At 67.7% G+C, this 17,716-nt stretch carries 15 protein-coding genes; 1 reads left to right on the forward strand and 14 read right to left on the reverse strand.

Annotation, left to right across the window (positions count from 1 at the left end):
• Positions 1-48: 48 nt before the first annotated feature.
• The 4 genes from C7R54_RS20905 to C7R54_RS20920 form a co-directional block, all read right to left on the reverse strand.
• On the reverse strand, positions 49-813 hold the full coding sequence (locus C7R54_RS20905) for an SDR family oxidoreductase (protein WP_204524364.1): 765 nt from the start codon (positions 811-813) through the stop codon (positions 49-51).
• 37 nt (positions 814-850) lie between these two features.
• Positions 851-1,813: a Bug family tripartite tricarboxylate transporter substrate binding protein gene (locus C7R54_RS20910; protein WP_129152347.1), complete on the reverse strand. Its 963-nt coding sequence runs from the start codon at positions 1,811-1,813 to the stop codon at positions 851-853.
• Between the two features lie 97 nt (positions 1,814-1,910).
• Positions 1,911-2,312, reverse strand: a complete 402-nt coding sequence (locus tag C7R54_RS20915; protein WP_240039634.1) for an AtuA-related protein — start codon at positions 2,310-2,312, stop codon at positions 1,911-1,913.
• On the reverse strand, positions 2,309-3,670 hold the full coding sequence (locus C7R54_RS20920) for an acyclic terpene utilization AtuA family protein (protein ID WP_129152348.1): 1,362 nt from the start codon (positions 3,668-3,670) through the stop codon (positions 2,309-2,311). Before C7R54_RS20920 ends, C7R54_RS20915 begins: the two co-directional genes overlap by 4 nt.
• 182 nt (positions 3,671-3,852) lie before the next feature.
• Here C7R54_RS20920 and C7R54_RS20925 point away from each other — a divergent pair, with 182 nt between their 5' ends.
• Entirely contained in the window at positions 3,853-4,746 is an 894-nt protein-coding gene (locus C7R54_RS20925) for a LysR family transcriptional regulator (RefSeq protein ID WP_129152349.1), read from the forward strand.
• Positions 4,747-4,771: 25 nt separating this feature from the next.
• Here C7R54_RS20925 and C7R54_RS20930 read toward each other — a convergent pair whose 3' ends face one another.
• From C7R54_RS20930 to C7R54_RS20975, 10 genes are all read right to left on the reverse strand, one after another.
• Positions 4,772-5,512, reverse strand: coding sequence for an amino acid ABC transporter ATP-binding protein (locus tag C7R54_RS20930; protein ID WP_129152350.1), 741 nt, complete (start codon positions 5,510-5,512; stop codon positions 4,772-4,774).
• Between the two features lie 154 nt (positions 5,513-5,666).
• On the reverse strand, positions 5,667-6,767 hold the full coding sequence (locus C7R54_RS20935; RefSeq protein ID WP_129152351.1) for an amino acid ABC transporter permease: 1,101 nt from the start codon (positions 6,765-6,767) through the stop codon (positions 5,667-5,669).
• Between the two features lies 1 nt (position 6,768).
• Entirely contained in the window at positions 6,769-7,959 is a 1,191-nt protein-coding gene (locus C7R54_RS20940; RefSeq protein ID WP_129152352.1) for an amino acid ABC transporter permease, read from the reverse strand.
• Between the two features lie 3 nt (positions 7,960-7,962).
• Entirely contained in the window at positions 7,963-9,171 is a 1,209-nt protein-coding gene (locus tag C7R54_RS20945; protein WP_129152476.1) for an aminotransferase class I/II-fold pyridoxal phosphate-dependent enzyme, read from the reverse strand.
• 82 nt (positions 9,172-9,253) lie between these two features.
• Positions 9,254-10,270, reverse strand: a complete 1,017-nt coding sequence (locus C7R54_RS20950) for an amino acid ABC transporter substrate-binding protein (RefSeq protein WP_129152353.1) — start codon at positions 10,268-10,270, stop codon at positions 9,254-9,256.
• A 294-nt stretch (positions 10,271-10,564) separates the two neighbouring features.
• Positions 10,565-11,299, reverse strand: a complete 735-nt coding sequence (locus tag C7R54_RS20955; protein ID WP_129152354.1) for a FadR/GntR family transcriptional regulator — start codon at positions 11,297-11,299, stop codon at positions 10,565-10,567.
• Positions 11,300-11,683: 384 nt separating this feature from the next.
• Positions 11,684-12,598 (reverse strand): 5-dehydro-4-deoxyglucarate dehydratase, encoded by a 915-nt coding sequence (kdgD, locus tag C7R54_RS20960; RefSeq protein WP_129152355.1) that lies wholly within the window; start codon positions 12,596-12,598, stop codon positions 11,684-11,686.
• 350 nt (positions 12,599-12,948) lie between these two features.
• Entirely contained in the window at positions 12,949-14,535 is a 1,587-nt protein-coding gene (locus tag C7R54_RS20965) for an aldehyde dehydrogenase (NADP(+)) (protein ID WP_129152356.1), read from the reverse strand.
• 256 nt (positions 14,536-14,791) lie between these two features.
• Positions 14,792-16,036: a putative Na+/H+ antiporter gene (locus tag C7R54_RS20970; protein ID WP_129152357.1), complete on the reverse strand. Its 1,245-nt coding sequence runs from the start codon at positions 16,034-16,036 to the stop codon at positions 14,792-14,794.
• Positions 16,037-16,162: 126 nt separating this feature from the next.
• The gene (locus tag C7R54_RS20975; RefSeq protein ID WP_129152358.1) at positions 16,163-17,686 is read right to left on the reverse strand and encodes an N-acyl-D-amino-acid deacylase family protein; all 1,524 of its coding nucleotides are present in this window, start codon (positions 17,684-17,686) and stop codon (positions 16,163-16,165) included.
• Positions 17,687-17,716 lie beyond the last annotated feature (30 nt).

Raw genomic sequence — 17,716 nt, forward strand, 5'->3', positions numbered from 1 at the left:
CTGCGGTCAGCAATTCGCGGACCGGCCTCCCACCATGCGCGGCCCTGCTCAGCGGCCGCCCGCCACGTCCAGTATGGCGCCGTGCACATAGGACGCCTGCGCCGAGGCCAGCCACAGGGCGGCCTCGGCGACTTCGTCGGCGCTGCCTGCCCGGCCCATCGGGGTGGTCCTGCCCAGGGTGTCCACCGCCGTGGCGCCGCCGTGGATTTCGTGGATGTCCGTATGGATGAGCCCGGGACGCAGGGCGTTGACCCGTATGCCTTCGGCGCCGACTTCCTTGGCCAGCGCCAGCGTAAAGGTGTCGATGGCGCCCTTGCTGGCCGCATAGTGGCTGCCGCCGGGCAGGCCGCCCAGCCGCGAGGCGACGGACGACAGGTTGACGATGACCCCGCCGGGGCCCCCCAGGCGCGTGGACATGCGACGGACCGCCTCGCGCGCGCAGAAGAACATGCTGTAGACATTCGCGCGGAACAGGCTGTCCAGCGCTGCCTCGTCCATGTCGGCGACCCTGCAGTTCCCCAGCACGCCGGCATTGTTGACGAGCACGTCGACGCGGCCCAGCAAGGCATCCGTCTGCTCGAAGAGGTGCGTCGCTTCGTGCTGGACGCCGACGTCGGCCTGCACCGCGATGGCCTCGCCGCCTTCCTTCAGGATTTCCCGCAACAGCGTGGCGGCGGCGTCGCCGTTACGCACATAGTTGACGCAGACCGCGTAGCCGGCGCGGGCGGCCTGTCGCGCGATGGCCGCGCCTATGCCGCGGCCGCCGCCCGTAACGACCATGATGGGCCGGTTCGTCTTCGCTTTCTCGGTCATCTTGCTTGCTCCGGCTGGTGTCGTGGATGCCGCCTGCTCATTGCGGCTGGATGCCCGCCTGCTTCACCAGCGCGCCCCACTTGTCTATCTCCGCGTCGATGAAGCGGGCCAGGGTGGCGGGGTCCTGCCAGGCGGGCGCGATGCCGCTTTCCACCATGCGCCGGGCCAGGCCGGGGTCCGTCAGGGACTTGTGCGCGGCATCGGACAGCTTCTGCACGACATCCCTGGACATTCCCGCGGGGCCGACCATGGCGAACCAGGCGGTGATGTCAAAATCCGGGATTTCCTGCGCCAGCGACGGCCAGTCCGGTGTCAACGGGCTGTGGTCCTTGGCGGTGGTGGCGATGGCGCGCAGGCGGCCGCCCTTGGCTTGCGCCAGGGCATTGGCCGCGTCGACGAAGGTGAAGTCCAGCGTGCCGCCCAGCACGTCCGTGACGGCATCGGGAATGCCCTTGTAAGGCACCGCCAGCACGTCCAGTCCCGCCTTCGATGCCAGCATCGCCAGCGAGACCTGGGAGCTGGACGAACCGTAGCCGGCCGACAGCTTGCCCGGGTGCTGCTTGACGTAGGCGATGAATTCGCGCGTGTCCCGGGCGGGGAAATCCTGGCGCACCATCAGCACCAGCAGGTTGGCGCCCAGGCCGGCGACGGGCGTGAAGTCCTTGCGCGGATCGTATGGCAGCTTCTTGAACAGGCTGACGTTGGCGGCGATGGCCGTGTTGGCGCTGATCATCAGCGTGTAGCCATCCGGCTTGCTGGTGGTCAAAGCGTCCACCGCGATGATGCCCTGGGCGCCAGGCCGGTTGTCGATGATCAGGGGCTGGCCCAGGATCTTCTGCATCTCGCCGCTGACCAGGCGGGCCAGCTGGTCGGTGGCGCTGCCGGCCGGGAAGGGGACCAGGATACGGATGGGGCGGTCGGGATAGGGGGAAGCGGCGCCGGCGGCGGCGCCCAACACGGACGTCGCCGCGATGGCGGCAAGCAGGGCTCTGCGCAGCATGGTTGTCTCCTCGTTATATTGATTCTTGCCGGGGGGCGGCCCGGGTCGTCGGTCAGGCGGGTGCGGCGGGCGATGCAGGTAAGTCGGGTGAGGCGGGTCAGGCAGGCGAGGCGATTAGCGGCATGGCCAGCAAATGGAAGGACAGCGACTTCCCATGCAGGTCCAGGTCCAGCGAGTCATTGACGCCGCCGTCCAGCACGTCCTCCAGCACGAAGTTCATGGCGCCCAGGCGCGGCAGGAGATAGCGGTGCACCGCGCGCGGGCGCCGATGGGCGAAGTGGGCGGCGACGCGCTCGGGGGTAACGTGGCGGACCAGCAGTTCGTAGTCCTCCCCGCGATAGGCGATCAGGCTGATGTTCGAATGATTGCCTTTGTCGCCCGTGCGGGCGTGCGCCAGGTCATAAAGGGGAGTGGACGCCGGCCAGGAGTGGCCGCTTGCCGTTGTCGTCGCCGCCTGTGGCGTGGTCGCTGTTGCGCTTGCCGTTGCCGTGTCGATCATTGCGCCGCCTCCGGATCATGGAAGTGGAAGGTCGCCGGCGCAAGTTCGCGCGGGACCATGAAGTTGACCATTTCCAGCCGCTGTCGCTTGCTGGTCTTCACCCCTCCGCCGCCGGCCGGTCCGCCTGTCCACAAGGCCGTCACTTCGCGGTGCAGGCGGTCTATCCATGCCACGTCGGCGTGCCGCGTCGCCACGCGCAGGCGCACGTCGGTCGCCTTGCCGGCCGGGGTGGCGGCCAGCATGCGGCCGGCGTCGTCACCGAGGATGCTGCATACGCCGATGAGATCGAAGCGCAGGACCAGGTCGCCGCCCAGCCGCTTGCGCAGGATGTCCATGGCCAGGCGGGCGCGCCCTTCGGCATTGGGGCCCGCGTAGGAAATTTCCGCGTCTCCCATCCAGCCGCCCTCGAAGAAGGCCGCTGCCTTCAACGTGGGAGGACGCTCATGACCGCGCACGCCCGCCAGGCGCACTTCATCCGGTCCGATCTCGTCGACGGTGGCCTCGCTGATGTCCGCGACCACGTCGGGCGTCAGGTACGCGGCAGGGTCGTGGACCTCGTACAGCAATTGCTCCTTGACCGTGCGCGCGTTGACCGCGCCGCCAGTGCCCGCGGCCTTGCCGATCACGCAGGTGCCGTCCGCCGCGATGCGTGCGATGGGAAAGCCCACGTTGTCCATGCCGGCGACATCCTTGCGGCCGGGGTCCGCGTAATAGCCCCCCGTCACCTGGGCGGCGCATTCGAGAAGGTGGCCGGCCATGGTGCCGCCGGCCAGCAGGTCCCAGTCGTCCCACCGCCAGCCATGGTGCGCGATGGCGGGGCCCAGCGTCAGCGACGGGTCGGCGACGCGGCCGGCGACCACGATCTGCGCGCCGGCATGGATGGCGGCGGCGATCTGGAACGCACCTTGGTAGACGTTGGCGCTGACGAAGGGATCGGCGTCATAGCGTGGTCCGACCAGGCGCCGCAGCAGGGCGGGGCCGCCCTCGCCGCGTGTCATGTCGTCGCCTTCCAGTACCGCGATGCGTGGCGGCGCCAGGCCCAGTTCGGCCGCCAGCGCCGCGATGGCGCGCGCGGCGCCGGGCGGGTTGGCGGCGCCGAAGTTGCCGACCAGCGTGATGCCGTGCTCCACGCAGGCGGCCAGGATGGGGCGCAGCAAGGGGACCAGCAGGGCCTCGTACCCGAGGCCGGGGTTCGCGCGGCGTGCGATCTGCGCGAAGGCCAGCGTGCGCTCGGCCAGGCATTCGAACATCATGAACCTGCGTCCGGGCAGGCCGATCAGCGTATCCACGACCGGGCCGGGCGCGTCCAGCCTGTCGCCGGAGAAACCGGCGCCGCATCCCACGTAGAGTTCTTCCATGGCGTCTCCTGCTATGGCTACCCTGTTTATCGGGGTGTCCCGTCCGGCATCGTTCGACGACTGCTGGTTCGTGACTGCTGGTTCGTGACTGCTGGACGGACGCCTAGCTTGCTGGAGGGCGGGAGATAAGTAAAATCGATTTATCCGAAGAATTATTTAGAAAAACAGGATAAACGACTGGCATGAATATTTCGGGACGATTGCTCGACGCCTTCATCGCATTGGCGGAGACAGGCAAGTTCGCCGTCGCGGCGCAGCGATGCAATGTATCCGCGTCGGCATTCAGCCAGTCCATCGCGCGGTTGGAGGAACTGGTCGGTGCGCGACTGTTCGATCGCGACACACGCAATGTCAGCCTGACCTCCGAAGGCCAGATCTTCCTGGTGGGCGCCCGCCGCATGCAGACCGAGCTGCAGGCATCGCTGTCGGCGATACGCAACCAGGCGCTCTTGAACGAGGGGCAGGTGGCGATCGCCGCGCCGCCGTCCCTGTGTTCCGACTGGCTGCCGCGACTGCTGGCGGCGTTCCGCCGCGATCATCCGGGCATCGTCCTGCGCGTGCATGACGCGATCTCGGAGCAGAGCCTGGACCTGATCGCCGCCGGCGACGTGGATTTCGCATTGAACGCGGTGCCGGGCAGCGACCTGGAATTCGAATCGGCCTTGTTGTTCAACGAGCCCTTTCACCTGCTGTGTCACCGCGACGATCCGGTGGCGCGGCGACGTTCGATCGCCTTGAAGGACCTGGCCGGGCGAGTGGCCGTGCAAACCACGCGATTCGGCAGCGTATGGCACTACACGCGGCCGCTGCTGGCTGCCGCCGGCATCCGCGATAGCGGGCTGGAGGTTGCGCAGTTCGGCTCGCTGGCCGGCCTGGTGGCCGCCGGCTTTGGCATCAGCATCGTGCCGCGCTTCGCGCTGGCCTTGTGCTCGCGGCCGGAACTGGCCGCCGTGCCTATCTCCGACCCCGGCGCCTACCGGCCGATCTATCGCATCCGCCAGCGTGGCCGCAGCCTGTCGGCGGCCGCCGAGGCGATGTGGAAACGTATCGGCGCGGCGCCGCTGCCGGGCCGGTGAAGGGATGCCGCGGCACCCCTGCGCCTTAATGCAGGATCTGGCTCAGGAAGAGCCTGGTGCGCTCGTTCCGCGGATTATCGAAGAACGCGTCGGGGGCATTCTGCTCTATGATCTCGCCGCGGTCCATGAAGATGACGCGATTGGCCACCTTGCGCGCGAAGCCCATTTCGTGGGTCACGCACAGCATGGTCATGCCGCTTTCCTGGGCCAGCGTCACCATCACGTCCAGCACTTCCTTCACCATTTCCGGATCCAGCGCCGAGGTCGGCTCGTCGAACAGCATGACCTTGGGATTCATGCACAGCGACCGCGCGATGGCCACGCGTTGCTGCTGGCCGCCGGAGAGCTGGCCCGGGAATTTCTTCGCCTGGTCCGGGATGCGCACGCGTTCCAGGTACTTCATGGCGGTGGCCTCGGCCTCGGCCTTGGACTTCTTCAGCACCCACACCGGGCCCAGCGTCAGATTCTCCAGCACCGTCAGGTGGGGGAACAGGTTGAAGTGCTGGAACACCATGCCGACGTCGCGGCGGATGGTCTCGATATTCTTCAGGTCGTTGGTCAACTCGGTGCCGTCGACGACGATCTGGCCCTGCTGGTGTTCTTCCAGCCGGTTGATGCAGCGGATCATCGTCGACTTGCCCGACCCCGACGGGCCGCAGATGACGATGCGCTCGCCCGGCGCGACGTCGAGGTTGACGTTGCGCAGGACGTGGAACTGGCCATACCACTTGTTGACGCCTTGCAGGCGGATGATGGCATTGGACATGCCGGTGCTCCTGTATTTTGGAGCCGGGCGCGACGCGCGCCCGGCGGAATTCTAACCAGCGGCGGACCAGGGGCGCGAGGCTGTCCCGAGCCGCCGATTTGGCCAACGATTTGGCCAACGATTTGGCCACCGATTTGGCCACCGATTGGACTTTTCAACGCGCGTGGCCGGTGGCGAGGCGCCGCTCCAGCGCCTGGCTGTAGCGCGACATCGCGTAGCAGAACACGAAGTAGATCAGCGAGATGAACAGGTAGGCCTCGACCCCGAAGCCGCGCCAGGCGGCGTCCGACAGCGCGGCCTTGGCCGCCAGCGTCAGGTCGAAGATGCCGATGATCACCACCAGCGACGTATCCTTGAACAGCGCGATGAAGATGCTGACCAGCGGCGGGATGACGATCTTCAACGCCTGCGGCAGGATGATCTTGCGCATCTGCTGCCAGTAGGTCAGGCCCAGCGAATCGGCGCCCTCGTACTGCCCTTTCGGAATGGCCTGCAGCCCGCCCCGCACGGTCTCCGCGATATAGGCCGCGGCGAACAGGATGATGGCGATCTGCGCGCGCAGCAGCTTGTCGATGGAGAAGCCTTCCGGCAGGAACAGCGGCAGCATCACGGACGACATGAACAGCAGGCTGATCAGCGGCACGCCGCGGATCAACTCGATGTACACGACGCACATGGCCTTGATCGCCGGCATCTTCGACCGCCGTCCCAGCGCCAGCAACACGCCGATGGGAAAGGCGAAGGCAATGCCGAAGGTGGCCAGGATCAGCGTCAGCGGCAGGCCGCCCCAGCGACCGTCTTCCACCGGCGTCAGGCCCAGCACGCCGCCCCACATCAGCACGGCCACCGCGACCAGGCCCACCGTCCAGATGACGGCCAGCCCGCGGTTCCAGAAACGGCGCATGCCGCTCATGACGATGACGGCGATGAGGATGAGCGTGGCCAGCAGGGGACGCCATTGTTCGTCGTAGGGATAGGTGCCGAACAGAATGAGGCGATGCTTCTCCACGATGAAGGCCCAGCACGCGCCGCCGGCGGCGCGGCATTCCATCGCATTGGCCGCGTGCACGCTGGATTTCACGAAGGCCCATTCGACCAGCGCGGGGATGGCCATGAGCACCAGCCACGCCAGGATCACGGTCAGCAGGATATTGCCGGGCGACGAGAACAGCCGGGCGCGCAGCCAGGCCCAGGCGCCCGATTGCGTCGCCGGCGGCGGCAGTTCGGCGGCGCGGGATGATATCGAGGCATTCATATCAACGCTCCACCAGCGCGATGCGCTTGTTGTACCAGTTCATGAAAATCGAGATCGACAGGCTGACCGTCAGGTAGGCGGCCATGATGATGAGAATGCCCTCGATGGCCTGGCCGGTCTGGTTCAGCGTGGTGTTGACCACCGACACGATGTCCGGATAGCCGATGGCCACCGCCAGCGAGCTGTTCTTGGTCAGGTTCAGGTACTGGCTGGTCATGGGCGGGATGATCACGCGCAAGGCTTGCGGCAGCACCACCAGGCGCAACACCAGGCCGCGGCGCAGGCCCAGCGAGCTGGCGGCCTCCGTCTGGCCGTGGTTGACCGCCTGGATGCCCGAGCGCACCACTTCGGCGATGAAGGCCGAGGTGTAGATCGTAAGGCCCGCCAGCAGCGCCGCGAATTCCGGCGTCAAGGTCATGCCGCCCTGGAAGTTGAAGCCCTTGAGCACGGGCATGTCCAGCGTCAGCGATGCGCCGCTGGCCAGCCAGCCCAGCGCCGGCAGGCAGACGACCAGGCCCAGCGCGGCGCGGCCCAGCGGGAAGACCTTGCCGGTGGCGTCCTGGCGTCTTGCGCCCCAGCGGTGCAGGCCGACGATGGCGACGATCGCCAGCGCGAGCCCCCACAGCATCCAGTCCAGGGCGTCGCCTTGCAGCGCCGGCAGCTTCAGCCCGCGGTTGGAGATGAAGACGCCGGGCAAGGGATGCAGGGCCAGGCGCGGCGCCGGCATGTTTTCCGTGATCACCGCGTACCAGAAGAAGAGCTGTATCAACAGCGGCACGTTGCGCATGACTTCGACGTAGACCGAGGCCAGGCGGTTGATCAGCCAGTTCCTGGACAGCCGCGCGATGCCGATGAGAATGCCCAGCAAGGTGGACAGCACCAGGGCGATGAGCGCGACGCGCAGCGTGTTGACCAGGCCGACGACGATGGCGCGGCCATAGGAATTGGCCGGACCGTAGTCGATCAGGGTCTCGCCAATGGCGAAGCCTGCCTCGCGCCACAGGAAGCCGAAGCCGGTGGCGATGTTGCGGGCCGCCAGGTTGTGCAGCGTGTTGCTGACCAGGAACCAGATGACCAGGCCCACCGCCGCGACGGCCAGCACCTGGTAGGCCACGGCGCGCACGCCGGGGTCGTTCCAGGACAGCCGGCGTCGCGCCCCCGGGACGGGGGCGGAAACGGATTTCGTGCTCACGTTTCAGCCCGCCATCAATTTGCCGACAGCGGCGGCCAGGCGGTCCATGCCCTGCTCGATGGTCTGCGTCGACGTGGCGAAGGAGAAACGGACATAGGGCGACAGGCCGTAGGAGCCGCCGTCGATCACCGCCACGCCGGCTTCGCGCAGGAAGAAGAGGCTGGCGTCCAGGTCGTTCTTGATCTCGCCGGCGGGGCCGTGGCGGCCGATCAGGCCGCCGACGTTGGCGTAGACGTAGAACGCGCCGTCGGGCGTGGCGCAGGAGATGCCGGGGATTTCGTTCAGACGGCGCACGATCAGGTCGCGGCGCTGCTTGAAGAGGGCAACCATTTCGCCGACGCTGGACTGGTCGCCTTCCAGCGCGGCCTGGGCGGCGGCCTGCGAGATGGCGCTGGCGCAGCTGGTGCTTTGCGAGATCACGGTATTCATGGCCTTGATCAACTCGACCGGGCCGGCGCCGTAGCCCACGCGCCAGCCGGTCATGGCGTAGGCCTTGGACATGCCGTTGACGACCAGGGTGCGCGATTGCAGCTGGGGCTCCACCTGTACGGGCGATGCGAAGGGCTCGCCGCTGTAGCAGAAGGGCGCGTAGATTTCATCGCTGAGGATCCAGACCTGGGGGTGGCGCAGCAGCACTTCGGTCAGGCCGCGCATTTCGGCCTGGCTGTAGACCGCGCCGCTGGGGTTGCTGGGCGAATTCAGGATCAGCCAGCGCGTGCGCGGCGTGATGGCGGCTTCCAGGCTGGCCGGCGTCAGCTTGAATTGCTGCGACTCGGGGCACTGGACGATGACCGGCTTGCCTTCGGCCAGCAGCACCATGTCCGGATACGAGACCCAGAACGGCGCCGGCACGATGACCTCGTCGCCCGCCTCCAGGCTGGCGGTCAGCGCGGCGCCGATGATCTGCTTCGCTCCCGCGCCGACGGCGATCTGGTCCAGGCCGTATTGCGCGCCCAGGCTGCCCGCCAGGTAGGCGATGATGGCCTTGCGCAGGCCCGGCGTGCCGTTCGGGCTGGTATAGCGGATATCGCCGCGCGCGATGGCTTCCTGGCCGGCCCGCGCGATGTGCGCGGGCGTGTTCATATCGGGTTCGCCCAGCGTGAAGTCGGCGATCTCGCGGCCTTCGCGGCGGAGTTCGTCGACGACGATCTTGGCGGCCATGCTGGGGGAGGGTTTGATCTGTTTCAGGCGGGCGTTGACGATGCTGTTCATGGTGATGCGGAGGGAGGTGAGGCGGGGCGTAAAACGAAGATGGCCGCCCGCGGGTAGCTGGGCGGCCATGGTGTGTTGCGAATTAACGGACGGGCCAGCCGTACATGATGCCGCCCTGCGTCCACAGGCGGTTCAGGCCGCGGTCCAGCTTCAGCGGGCTGTCCTTGCCCATGGCGTGGTCATAGCTTTCGCCATAGTTGCCGACCTGCTTGATGATGTTGTACGCCCACTTGTCGTCCACGCCCAGGTTCTTGCCCATGCCCGGCGTCACGCCCAGGATGCGTTGCACGTTCGGGTTGCTGCTCTTGAGCATTTCGTCGACGTTCTTCGAGGTAATGCCGTATTCCTCGGCTTCGATCATGACGTTCAGCGTCCAGCGCACCAGGTTGAACCATTGCTCGTCGCCCTGGCGCACCATGGGACCCAGCGGTTCCTTGGACAGGTTCTCCGGCAGGATTTCCCACTCGTCGGGCTTGGCCAGGCGGGTGCGCATGTTGGCGGCAGTGTTGGACTTGTCGTTGGTGTAGGCGTCGCAGCGGCCCGATTCCAGCAGGCGGAAGTTTTCGTCGTAGTTCTCGACCAGCACCGGCTTGAAGCTGATCTTGTTGCCGCGGAAATAGTCGGCCAGGTTCAGTTCGGTGGTGGTGCCGGGCTGCACGCAGATGGTGGCGCCGTCCAGGTCCTTGACGCTCTTTGCGCCCAGCGACTTGCGCACCAGCACGCCTTGGGCGTCATAGAAGTTCACGCCCACGCCGATCAGGCCCAGCGTGGTGTCGCGCGTCAGGGTGAGGGTGGTGTTGCGCGAGAGCATGTCGATTTCGCCGGATTGCAGGGCGGTGAACTTGGCCTGCGCGGTCAGCACGTTGCCCTTGACCTTGGAGGCATCGCCGAACATCGCGGCGGCGACGGCGCGGCACATGTCCACGTCGATGCCGGTCCATTCCCCCTTGCTGTCCAGCACGGAAAAGCCCGGAATGCCGGCGAAACCGCACTGCACGAAGCCTTTTTTCTTCACGGCGTCGAAGGTGGTGCCGGCATGGGCGGCGCCCGCGACGCACAGCAGGCCTGCCGCCAGGGCGGTGCTCAGAAACTTACGCATGGAACTGATCTCCCGAGGAGGAATGGATACGGCTGGTTGTATGACAGGTGCATCGCCCGGGGCGGCGGTGCGGGGCGATACGTCCCTGGCACCCTTCTTTCCCGTGCGACGGAGTGGGCAGGCGCAAAAAAGGGAATGCCGGTCATTGCGGGCACTCCCTGGTCTTGCTCGCTCATCATTTATATGATGGCAGCCATCATACAAGTATGTAATCAGGAATTACCCGAATTCCTGCCAGGCGCGCTTCCCTGGACCGGAACCCGGCGCCGTGCGCGCGGGCCCCGGCGATGCCGTTCAGCGGCGCGGGTCGGCGGCCGGTTGCGACAGCAGCTTGCGGTAGCGGGCGATACTGTCGCCCAGGTGGCGCGACATGGCCGCGCGCGCGGCGCCCGGGTCGCGCCGCATGATGGCGGTGAGTATGGCCTCGTGCTCCACCGCGTTGCGCGCCTCGTACAGTTCCAGCTCGTCGGGCGTCTTGCCGCCGTGCTTGATGTTCAGGTCCAGCATCACGTCGCCCACCGCGGCCTGCAGGAGGGACGGGAAGTGGGGGTTGTTGGAGGCGCGTGCGATGGCCAGGTGGAAGGCGAAATCCGCCTTGACCGCGGCCTCCATATCGCGCGAAGCCCGGTTGAAATCGTCAAAGGCCTCGACGATGGCGCTGAGTTCGGCGGCGGAACGACGTTCCGCCGCCAGTCCACAGGCCTCGATTTCCAGCCCGGCGCGCAATTCCATGATGTGCAGCGCCCAGCGCGCGTCGGTGGCCGCGGGTTCCACCACGAAGTCGATGGGCTTTTCGCGGTCTTCCGTCACGAACACGCCTATTCCTGGCTTGCTCACCAACTGCCCGCTCAGGCGCATGGACGCCACCGCTTCGCGCACGACGGTGCGGCTGACCTGGAATTCCTCGCAGAGGGCGTGCTCGGAGGGCAGCTTGTCCCCCGACCGGTAGGTGCGGTCTTCAAGGCGCTTGCTCAATGCCTCGATGACGACATCCGTGAGGCGTGAGCGCGGGCGGGAGGGCTTTTCCATGGGCGATGTTTCTTGGACGCCGCGAATCGCGGCGCCGGGGAGCGTGGGTGGGGCGGATACGGGCGCGGACGCCGGCGCCGGTCGGGGTACAGGCGAGATAATAACGCCAGGTACTGTATGACAACATACAGGTCTACCCGCAGACATGTCGGTCAACTTGGTTGTTAGCGCATGCCCAGGATGCACAAGGCCGTCCCCTGGGGGGGACGGCCTTACTGTGCTGGCGCCGTCCCCGGGGACGACGGCCTTACTGCGCTGGCGCCGTCCCCCAGGGGACGGCCTTGCCGCGCTGGCGCGGGTACCGGGGGCGGTGCCCGCAGGATGGCGGGAGCCATGCCCCTGCCAGCGCGCCGGGGGCGTGCGACCGCCGCGCCCCGGCTTGATTTACTGTGGACCCAGCTTCTTGATCAGGGCGCCGAGCATTTCCTCTTCTTCGCCGGTCAGGTCCGTCAGCGGCGCGCGCACGGGGCCCGCGTCATGGCCTACCAGCTTGGCGCCGGCCTTGACGATGCTGACGGCGTAGCCCGCCTTGCGGTTGCGGATTTCCAGATAGGGCAGGAAGAACTCGTCCAGCAGCTTGTTGCAGGTCGCGTCATCGCCGCTCGACAGGGCTTTGTAGAACGCCATCGCGGTCTTCGGGATGAAGTTGAAGACGGCCGACGAGTAGACCGGCACGCCCAGCGCGCGATAGGCGGCGGCATAGACTTCAGCGGTGGGCAGGCCGCCCAGGTAGGAGAAGCGGTCGCCCATCTTGCGGCGGATGCTCACCATGGCTTCGATGTCGCCCACGCCGTCCTTGAAACCGATCAGGTTGGGGCACTTGTCGGCCAGGCGTTGCAGGTGGGCGGCGCCCAGGCGCGAGTTGGCGCGGTTGTAGACGATCACGCCGATCTTGACCGATTTGCAGACCTGCTCGACGTGGGCGGCGATGCCGTCCTGCGAGGCTTCGGTCAGGTAGTGCGGCAGCAGCAGCACGCCCTTGGCGCCCTGGCGCTCGGCTTCCTGCGCGTACTGGATGGCGGTGCGGGTAGGACCGCCGGCGCCGGCCAGGATGGGGACCTTGCCATCGCAGGTTTGCACGGCCGTGCGGATCACGTCCGAGTATTCCTGGGGCGCCAGGGAGAAGAACTCGCCCGTGCCGCCGGCCGCGAACAGCGCCGTCGCGCCGTAGGGGGCCAGCCATTCCAGGCGGGCGGCATACGACTTGGCGTTGAAGTCACCGTTCTTGTCGAAGTCGGTAACCGGGAAGGACAGCAGGCCGTCCGAGACGATGGTTTTGAGTTCCTGCGGCGTGGTCATGATGGAATCCGTCTGGAAGTGGAAAAGGAAGCAGTGAAATAAAAGCCCGGTTGCAAGCCCCGGTGTTCGTTGGGGCAGGATCGCTGCCCCGGGTGGCCGGTCCTTGCGGCCCTGGCCGGTGTTCTTTTCAATGACGCTGGCAGTCATTGATGTATGTCATCGTACAACATACTTGGGCGGAAAGGAACCGCTGAATTCCTTGTTCCTGGCCATGTGCCGTTTTCCGTTGTGGGAAAGGGACGCCGGGCCGCGCGTTTCATGGCCGGACGCGTGCGCCAGGGGGCAGGCGGCGCAGACGCCACCCGGCCGGGACCGGGGCCGGGGGGGCGGCCGGTCCCGGAACCGGGACGTTACGCGGCCGGGGTCAGCGTGCCGTCCACCAGGCGGGTCAGTCCCAGCGGATTGGCTTGCTTGATCCAGTCGGGCAGCAGCGCGTCCGGCAGGTTCTGGTAGCAGACCGGGCGCAGGAAGCGGCGGATGGCGGTGGCGCCGACCGACGTGGTGGCCGCGTTGGACGTGGCGGGGAAGGGGCCGCCGTGGACCATGGCGTGGCTGACTTCCACGCCGGTGGGATAGCCGTTGGCCAGGATACGGCCGGCCTTGCGTTCCAGCACCGGCAGCAGCGCGCGGGCGTCGGCCTCGTCGGCGGCGTCCAGGAACAAGGTGGCCGTCAACTGGCCTTCCAGGTGTTCCGCGACCTCGCGCACCTGCGCCTGGTCCTTGCAGGCGACCACGAGGGACGCGGGGCCGAAGACTTCCGCTTCCAGTTCACGGTGCTTCAGGAAACGGTCGGCATCGGTGCCGAACACCACCGGACCCGCGGCGCTGGCGGCCGGATCGGACGCGGCGCCCCGGCCCAGCGTCTTCACGCACGCATTGCCGGCGAGGGCGGCTTCGCCGTCGGCGTAGGCGGAGAAAATCCCGGGGGTGAGCATGGTGGCCGCGCCCTTGGCTTCCACCGCCTTGGCGGCAGCTTGGCGGAAGCGTTCGAGGTCCGGGCCTTCGATGCCGATCACCAGGCCGGGGTTGGTGCAGAACTGGCCGACGCCCATCACCAGGGAGTCGACGAAGCCCTGGGCGATGGCGTCGGCGCGCGCCGACAGCGCGGCCGGCAACAGGAAGACGGGATTGATGCTGGACATCTCGGCGTAGACCGGGATCGGCTCGGGACGCGCATTGGCCGCGGCCAGCAGGGCCAGGCCGCCACGGCGCGAACCGGTGAAGCCGATGGCCTTGACGGCGGGGTGCTCCGCCAGCGCCGTGCCGATTTCATTGCCGGCGCCGAACAGCAGCGAGAACGTGCCTTCGGGCAGGCCATGCGTGGCCACGGCCTGCTGGATGGCGCGGCCCACCATTTCGGCGGTGCCCGGGTGCGCGTTGTGCGCCTTGACGATGACGGGGCAGCCGGCGGCCAGGGCGGAGGCGGTGTCGCCGCCGGCGACCGAGAAGGCCAGCGGGAAGTTGCTGGCGCCGAAGACCACGACCGGGCCCAGCGGAACGTTGGCCAGGCGCAGGTCCACGCGCGGCAGCGGCTGGCGCTCCGGCTGGGCGGGGTCGATGGTGGCGTCGAGGAAGTAGCCGTCGCGCACCACGCGGGCGAACAGGCGCAGTTGACCGACCGTGCGGGCGCGCTCGCCCTGCAGGCGGGCCAGGGGCAGGCCGGTTTCCAGATGGGTGCGCTCGATCAGCGCATCGCCCAGCGCCAGGATGTTCTCGGCGATCGTTTCGAGGAATTTGGCGCGGGTTTCCAGCGGAACGTTGCGGTAGGTGTCGAAGGCGGCCTGCGCCAGGGAGGCGGCGCGTTCCACGTCGTCGCGCGTGCCCGCGGGGAAGGCGGGCTCCAGCTTGACGCCGCGGGCCGGGTCGATGGCGTACAGGTCGCGGCCGCTGCCGCGCACGGCCGAAGCGCCGATCAACATGGATCCGGTGAGGTTCATGCATATCTCCGAGATAAGCGCGCGCCGGGGACGGCCGGCGCGGGTGGGGTGTGGGGAAGGGTGATGCCCGGCCGCGGGGGCGGACCATAGGATCATTGCACCTGCGAGGGACAGTTCTCGTATGTCATCGTACAACAACGCGAGGCCAGCCTCAATCCAGCTCTCCAGCTATCCAGCCATCCATGGCGAGCGCCGACGCCGGGCTCGTCACGGTCCGCCACCGTCCGCCAGGCGTCCGCCGGTCGCCGCGGGCAGCCTACAGCAGGAACAGCGCGGCGCAGGCGATGGCGGTGGGGACGAGGGCGCCCAGGAACAGGCCGCCCACGCTGACCGCGCCGTCGCGGAAATTGCCGCGCAGCAGGGAGACGCCGGCGGGGTTGGGGGCGTTGGCGATGACGGTGAGGCCGCCGCCGGCCACGGCGCCCGCGACCAGCATGTACTTGGCCTGGTCGGAAATGCCCTGGATCAGCGATCCCAGGTAGGTCAGGGCGGCGTTGTCGGTGATGGCCGTCAGCGCCGCCGCGCTGAAGAACAGCACCTTGGGCTCCAGCGCGCTGACGATGGGCTGCAGCCACCACTGCTGCATGCCGCCCAGCACCACCAGGCCGGCGAGGAAGAATCCGACCAGCAAGGCTTCCCGGATGATGAGGCGGTCCTGGCTTTTCTGGTATGCCTGCGTGTAGCCGATGAAGAACAGGAACAGCCCCATGAAGATGATGGGGTGGTGCGCCATCACCACCACCAGGACCAGGAAGACCAGGTGCACGGCGATGGCCGTGGCGGACACCGGCCTGGCCGGGGCGGCGCCGCCCAGGGTGTCCGTCGAGCGCAGGTGGCGCCGCAGCAGCAAGGTCGCCAGCGTGCCGTTGACCGCCACGGCGAGCGCCGCCTTCCAGCCGAAGTGCTGCAGCATGAAGGCCGAGTCCCAGCCCCAGGTATGGGCCACGATCAGCACCGGCGGCGCGGCATACGAGGTCAGCGTGCCGCCGATGGAGATGTTGACGAACAACACGCCCAGCGCAATATATTTGAGTCGTTCCGGCATCTCGCGATGAAAGACCTGCGGGGCCAGCATCAGCGCCGCGATGGTCATGGCCGCGGGTTCGGTGACCAGGGAACCCGCCAGCGGCACGACGCTCAGGCACAGCCAGGCCTTGGCGACCGGGGTGGGAACCGGCAGCCGGCGAGCGGCGGTTTCCACGCAGCGCATCACCGCCGTCAGCACGGGCAGCGACGCGGCGATGACCATCACCACGAAAACGAAGACCGGCTCCGTATAGTTGCGTGTCTCCGCATACTTCAAGGCGCCTTCGCCGCTGTCCACGAGGGCCATGACCATCAGCAGGATGGCGGCCCAGAACCCGAAGACCACTTCCACTTCGCCGAGCAGGTGCAACAGCCCGCTGTGGCGCGTGCTCTTATGGGCGGCCTTGAGAAAAAGCGGCGCGCAGAAAGTGTGAAGCAGCGCGACCGCGAACAGCGCGGCCGCGACGTAGTTCATCGTCGACACTCGGTTCTTCCTTTTTCTTGCGCCGGCGTGGCACGGCACGGTGCACTGAGTTGCAACCTTGCGCGGAGCCGGTCAGCGGGTGGTCAGGAAGTTTACCAGCGTCGTTTATGCGGGTCGTCAGCCGCGTCCACCGCTTCCACAGTGCCTGGACGGCCGCAGCACGGCGCCCGTGCGCGAACCGGTGCCCGCGCCATCGCGCCAGGCCATGGACCCGTTCACCAGCACGCAATCGATGCCCCGCGCCTGCCGCGTCGGCGACGACCAGGTGGCGGTGTCGGCGATGGTCTCGGGATCGAAAACCACGATGTCGGCGTAGTGGCCGGGCTTGAGCAGGCCGCGTTCGGGCAGGCCGAAGTAGCCCGCCGTCATGCCGGTCATCTTGTGCACGGCCTCTTCCAGCGTGAATAGCCGCATCTCCCGGCAGTAGTGGCCCAGCACGCGCGGGAAGGTGCCCCATAGCCGCGGGTGCGGCGCGGGATCGTGCGGCATGCCATCGGAGCCGATCATCGTGCCGGGGTAGGCCAGGATGCGCTCGACATCGCGCTCGTCCATGATGAAGTAGATGGCGCCCGCCGGCTGCAAGGCGTCGACCGCCTCCTCGGGCGTCACCCCCAGGTCCGCGGCAATCTTGTCCAGGTCCCAGCCGGCGTATTGCGGGAGCGGCGCCGACTTGGTGACGATGACCCGACTGGACACGGCCAGGCGGTCCTTGCGCAGGATGGTCGACCCCGCGACATAGGGATAGGCGTCCAGCCGCACGGGCTGGCGCGCGGCGGCCTCGGCGATATGGGCCAGGGTTTGCACCGAGCGGCCATGGTTGGCCGGCCCTATCAATTTGTGGTGGGACACCAGTACCGGCGCCTGTCCCGCCGCGCCGACCGCGAAGGCCTCGTCCAGCGCCGCGAAGATCTGGTCGGCTTCGTCGCGGATGTGGCTGGCATAGATGCCGCCGTATTCACGCAGCACCTGGGCGACGCCCATCAACTCGTCGGTGGTGGCCGGCATGGCGGTGGGATAGGCCGTGCCGGTCGACAGGCCGATGGCGCCCGCCTGCATGGCTTCGCGCAAGAGCGCCTGCATGTGGGCGATTTCCGCATCGTTGGCGGGCCGGTCCAGATCGTCCATGGCGGCCGCGCGCAGCGAGGTATGGCCGACCAGGCAGGCGGCATTGACGGCGGCGGGGTGGCGCTCCAGGTTTTCCAGGTACGCGCGGAAGGTCGCAAAAGGAAAATCGGCTGCGTCGGTGCTTAACAGGTTGATCGGCGCGGGCACCTCCTTGCGCTTGCCGGGCAGCCACGGCGCCTGGCTCAGTCCGCAGTTGCCGGTGACGACGGTGGTGACGCCCTGGCTGAGCTTGGCGGGCATTGCCGGGTCCACGATCAGGTAGCGGTCGTCATGCGTGTGGGAATCGATGAAGCCGGGCGCCACGACCTTGCCGGTGGCGTCGATCACCCGGTCCGCGCTGGCGCCAGCGAGGTCGCCGATGGCAGCGATGCGCTGGCCCTCGATGGCGAGGTCGGCGACCTGGCGCGGGCCGCCAGACCCGTCGACGAGCATGCCGCCTCGGATGACGATGTCGTAGTGCGATCGGTTTGCGCTGCGTGACCGGGCCGCGCTGTGAGGGTGGGCTGTGCTGGGCATGGTTGTCCGGAAAAAAAGCGCCGTCGCGAC

The organism is Achromobacter aloeverae, assembly GCF_004121055.1.
GTDB lineage: Bacteria > Pseudomonadota > Gammaproteobacteria > Burkholderiales > Burkholderiaceae_B > Bordetella_C > Bordetella_C aloeverae.

Excerpts from the sequence above, each read along its gene's own strand:
- C7R54_RS20905 (WP_204524364.1), bottom strand. The coding sequence starts at position 813 with ATGACCGAGAAAGCGAAGACGAACCGGCCCATCATGGTCGTTACGGGC.
- C7R54_RS20910 (WP_129152347.1), bottom strand. The coding sequence starts at position 1,813 with ATGCTGCGCAGAGCCCTGCTTGCCGCCATCGCGGCGACGTCCGTGTTG.
- C7R54_RS20915 (WP_240039634.1), bottom strand. The coding sequence starts at position 2,312 with ATGATCGACACGGCAACGGCAAGCGCAACAGCGACCACGCCACAGGCG.
- C7R54_RS20920 (WP_129152348.1), bottom strand. The coding sequence starts at position 3,670 with ATGGAAGAACTCTACGTGGGATGCGGCGCCGGTTTCTCCGGCGACAGG.
- C7R54_RS20925 (WP_129152349.1), top strand. The coding sequence starts at position 3,853 with ATGAATATTTCGGGACGATTGCTCGACGCCTTCATCGCATTGGCGGAG.
- C7R54_RS20930 (WP_129152350.1), bottom strand. The coding sequence starts at position 5,512 with ATGTCCAATGCCATCATCCGCCTGCAAGGCGTCAACAAGTGGTATGGC.
- C7R54_RS20935 (WP_129152351.1), bottom strand. The coding sequence starts at position 6,767 with ATGAATGCCTCGATATCATCCCGCGCCGCCGAACTGCCGCCGCCGGCG.
- C7R54_RS20945 (WP_129152476.1), bottom strand. The coding sequence starts at position 9,171 with ATGAACAGCATCGTCAACGCCCGCCTGAAACAGATCAAACCCTCCCCC.
- C7R54_RS20950 (WP_129152353.1), bottom strand. The coding sequence starts at position 10,270 with ATGCGTAAGTTTCTGAGCACCGCCCTGGCGGCAGGCCTGCTGTGCGTC.
- C7R54_RS20955 (WP_129152354.1), bottom strand. The coding sequence starts at position 11,299 with ATGGAAAAGCCCTCCCGCCCGCGCTCACGCCTCACGGATGTCGTCATC.
- kdgD (WP_129152355.1), bottom strand. The coding sequence starts at position 12,598 with ATGACCACGCCGCAGGAACTCAAAACCATCGTCTCGGACGGCCTGCTG.
- C7R54_RS20965 (WP_129152356.1), bottom strand. The coding sequence starts at position 14,535 with ATGAACCTCACCGGATCCATGTTGATCGGCGCTTCGGCCGTGCGCGGC.
- C7R54_RS20970 (WP_129152357.1), bottom strand. The coding sequence starts at position 16,036 with ATGAACTACGTCGCGGCCGCGCTGTTCGCGGTCGCGCTGCTTCACACT.
- C7R54_RS20975 (WP_129152358.1), bottom strand. The coding sequence starts at position 17,686 with ATGCCCAGCACAGCCCACCCTCACAGCGCGGCCCGGTCACGCAGCGCA.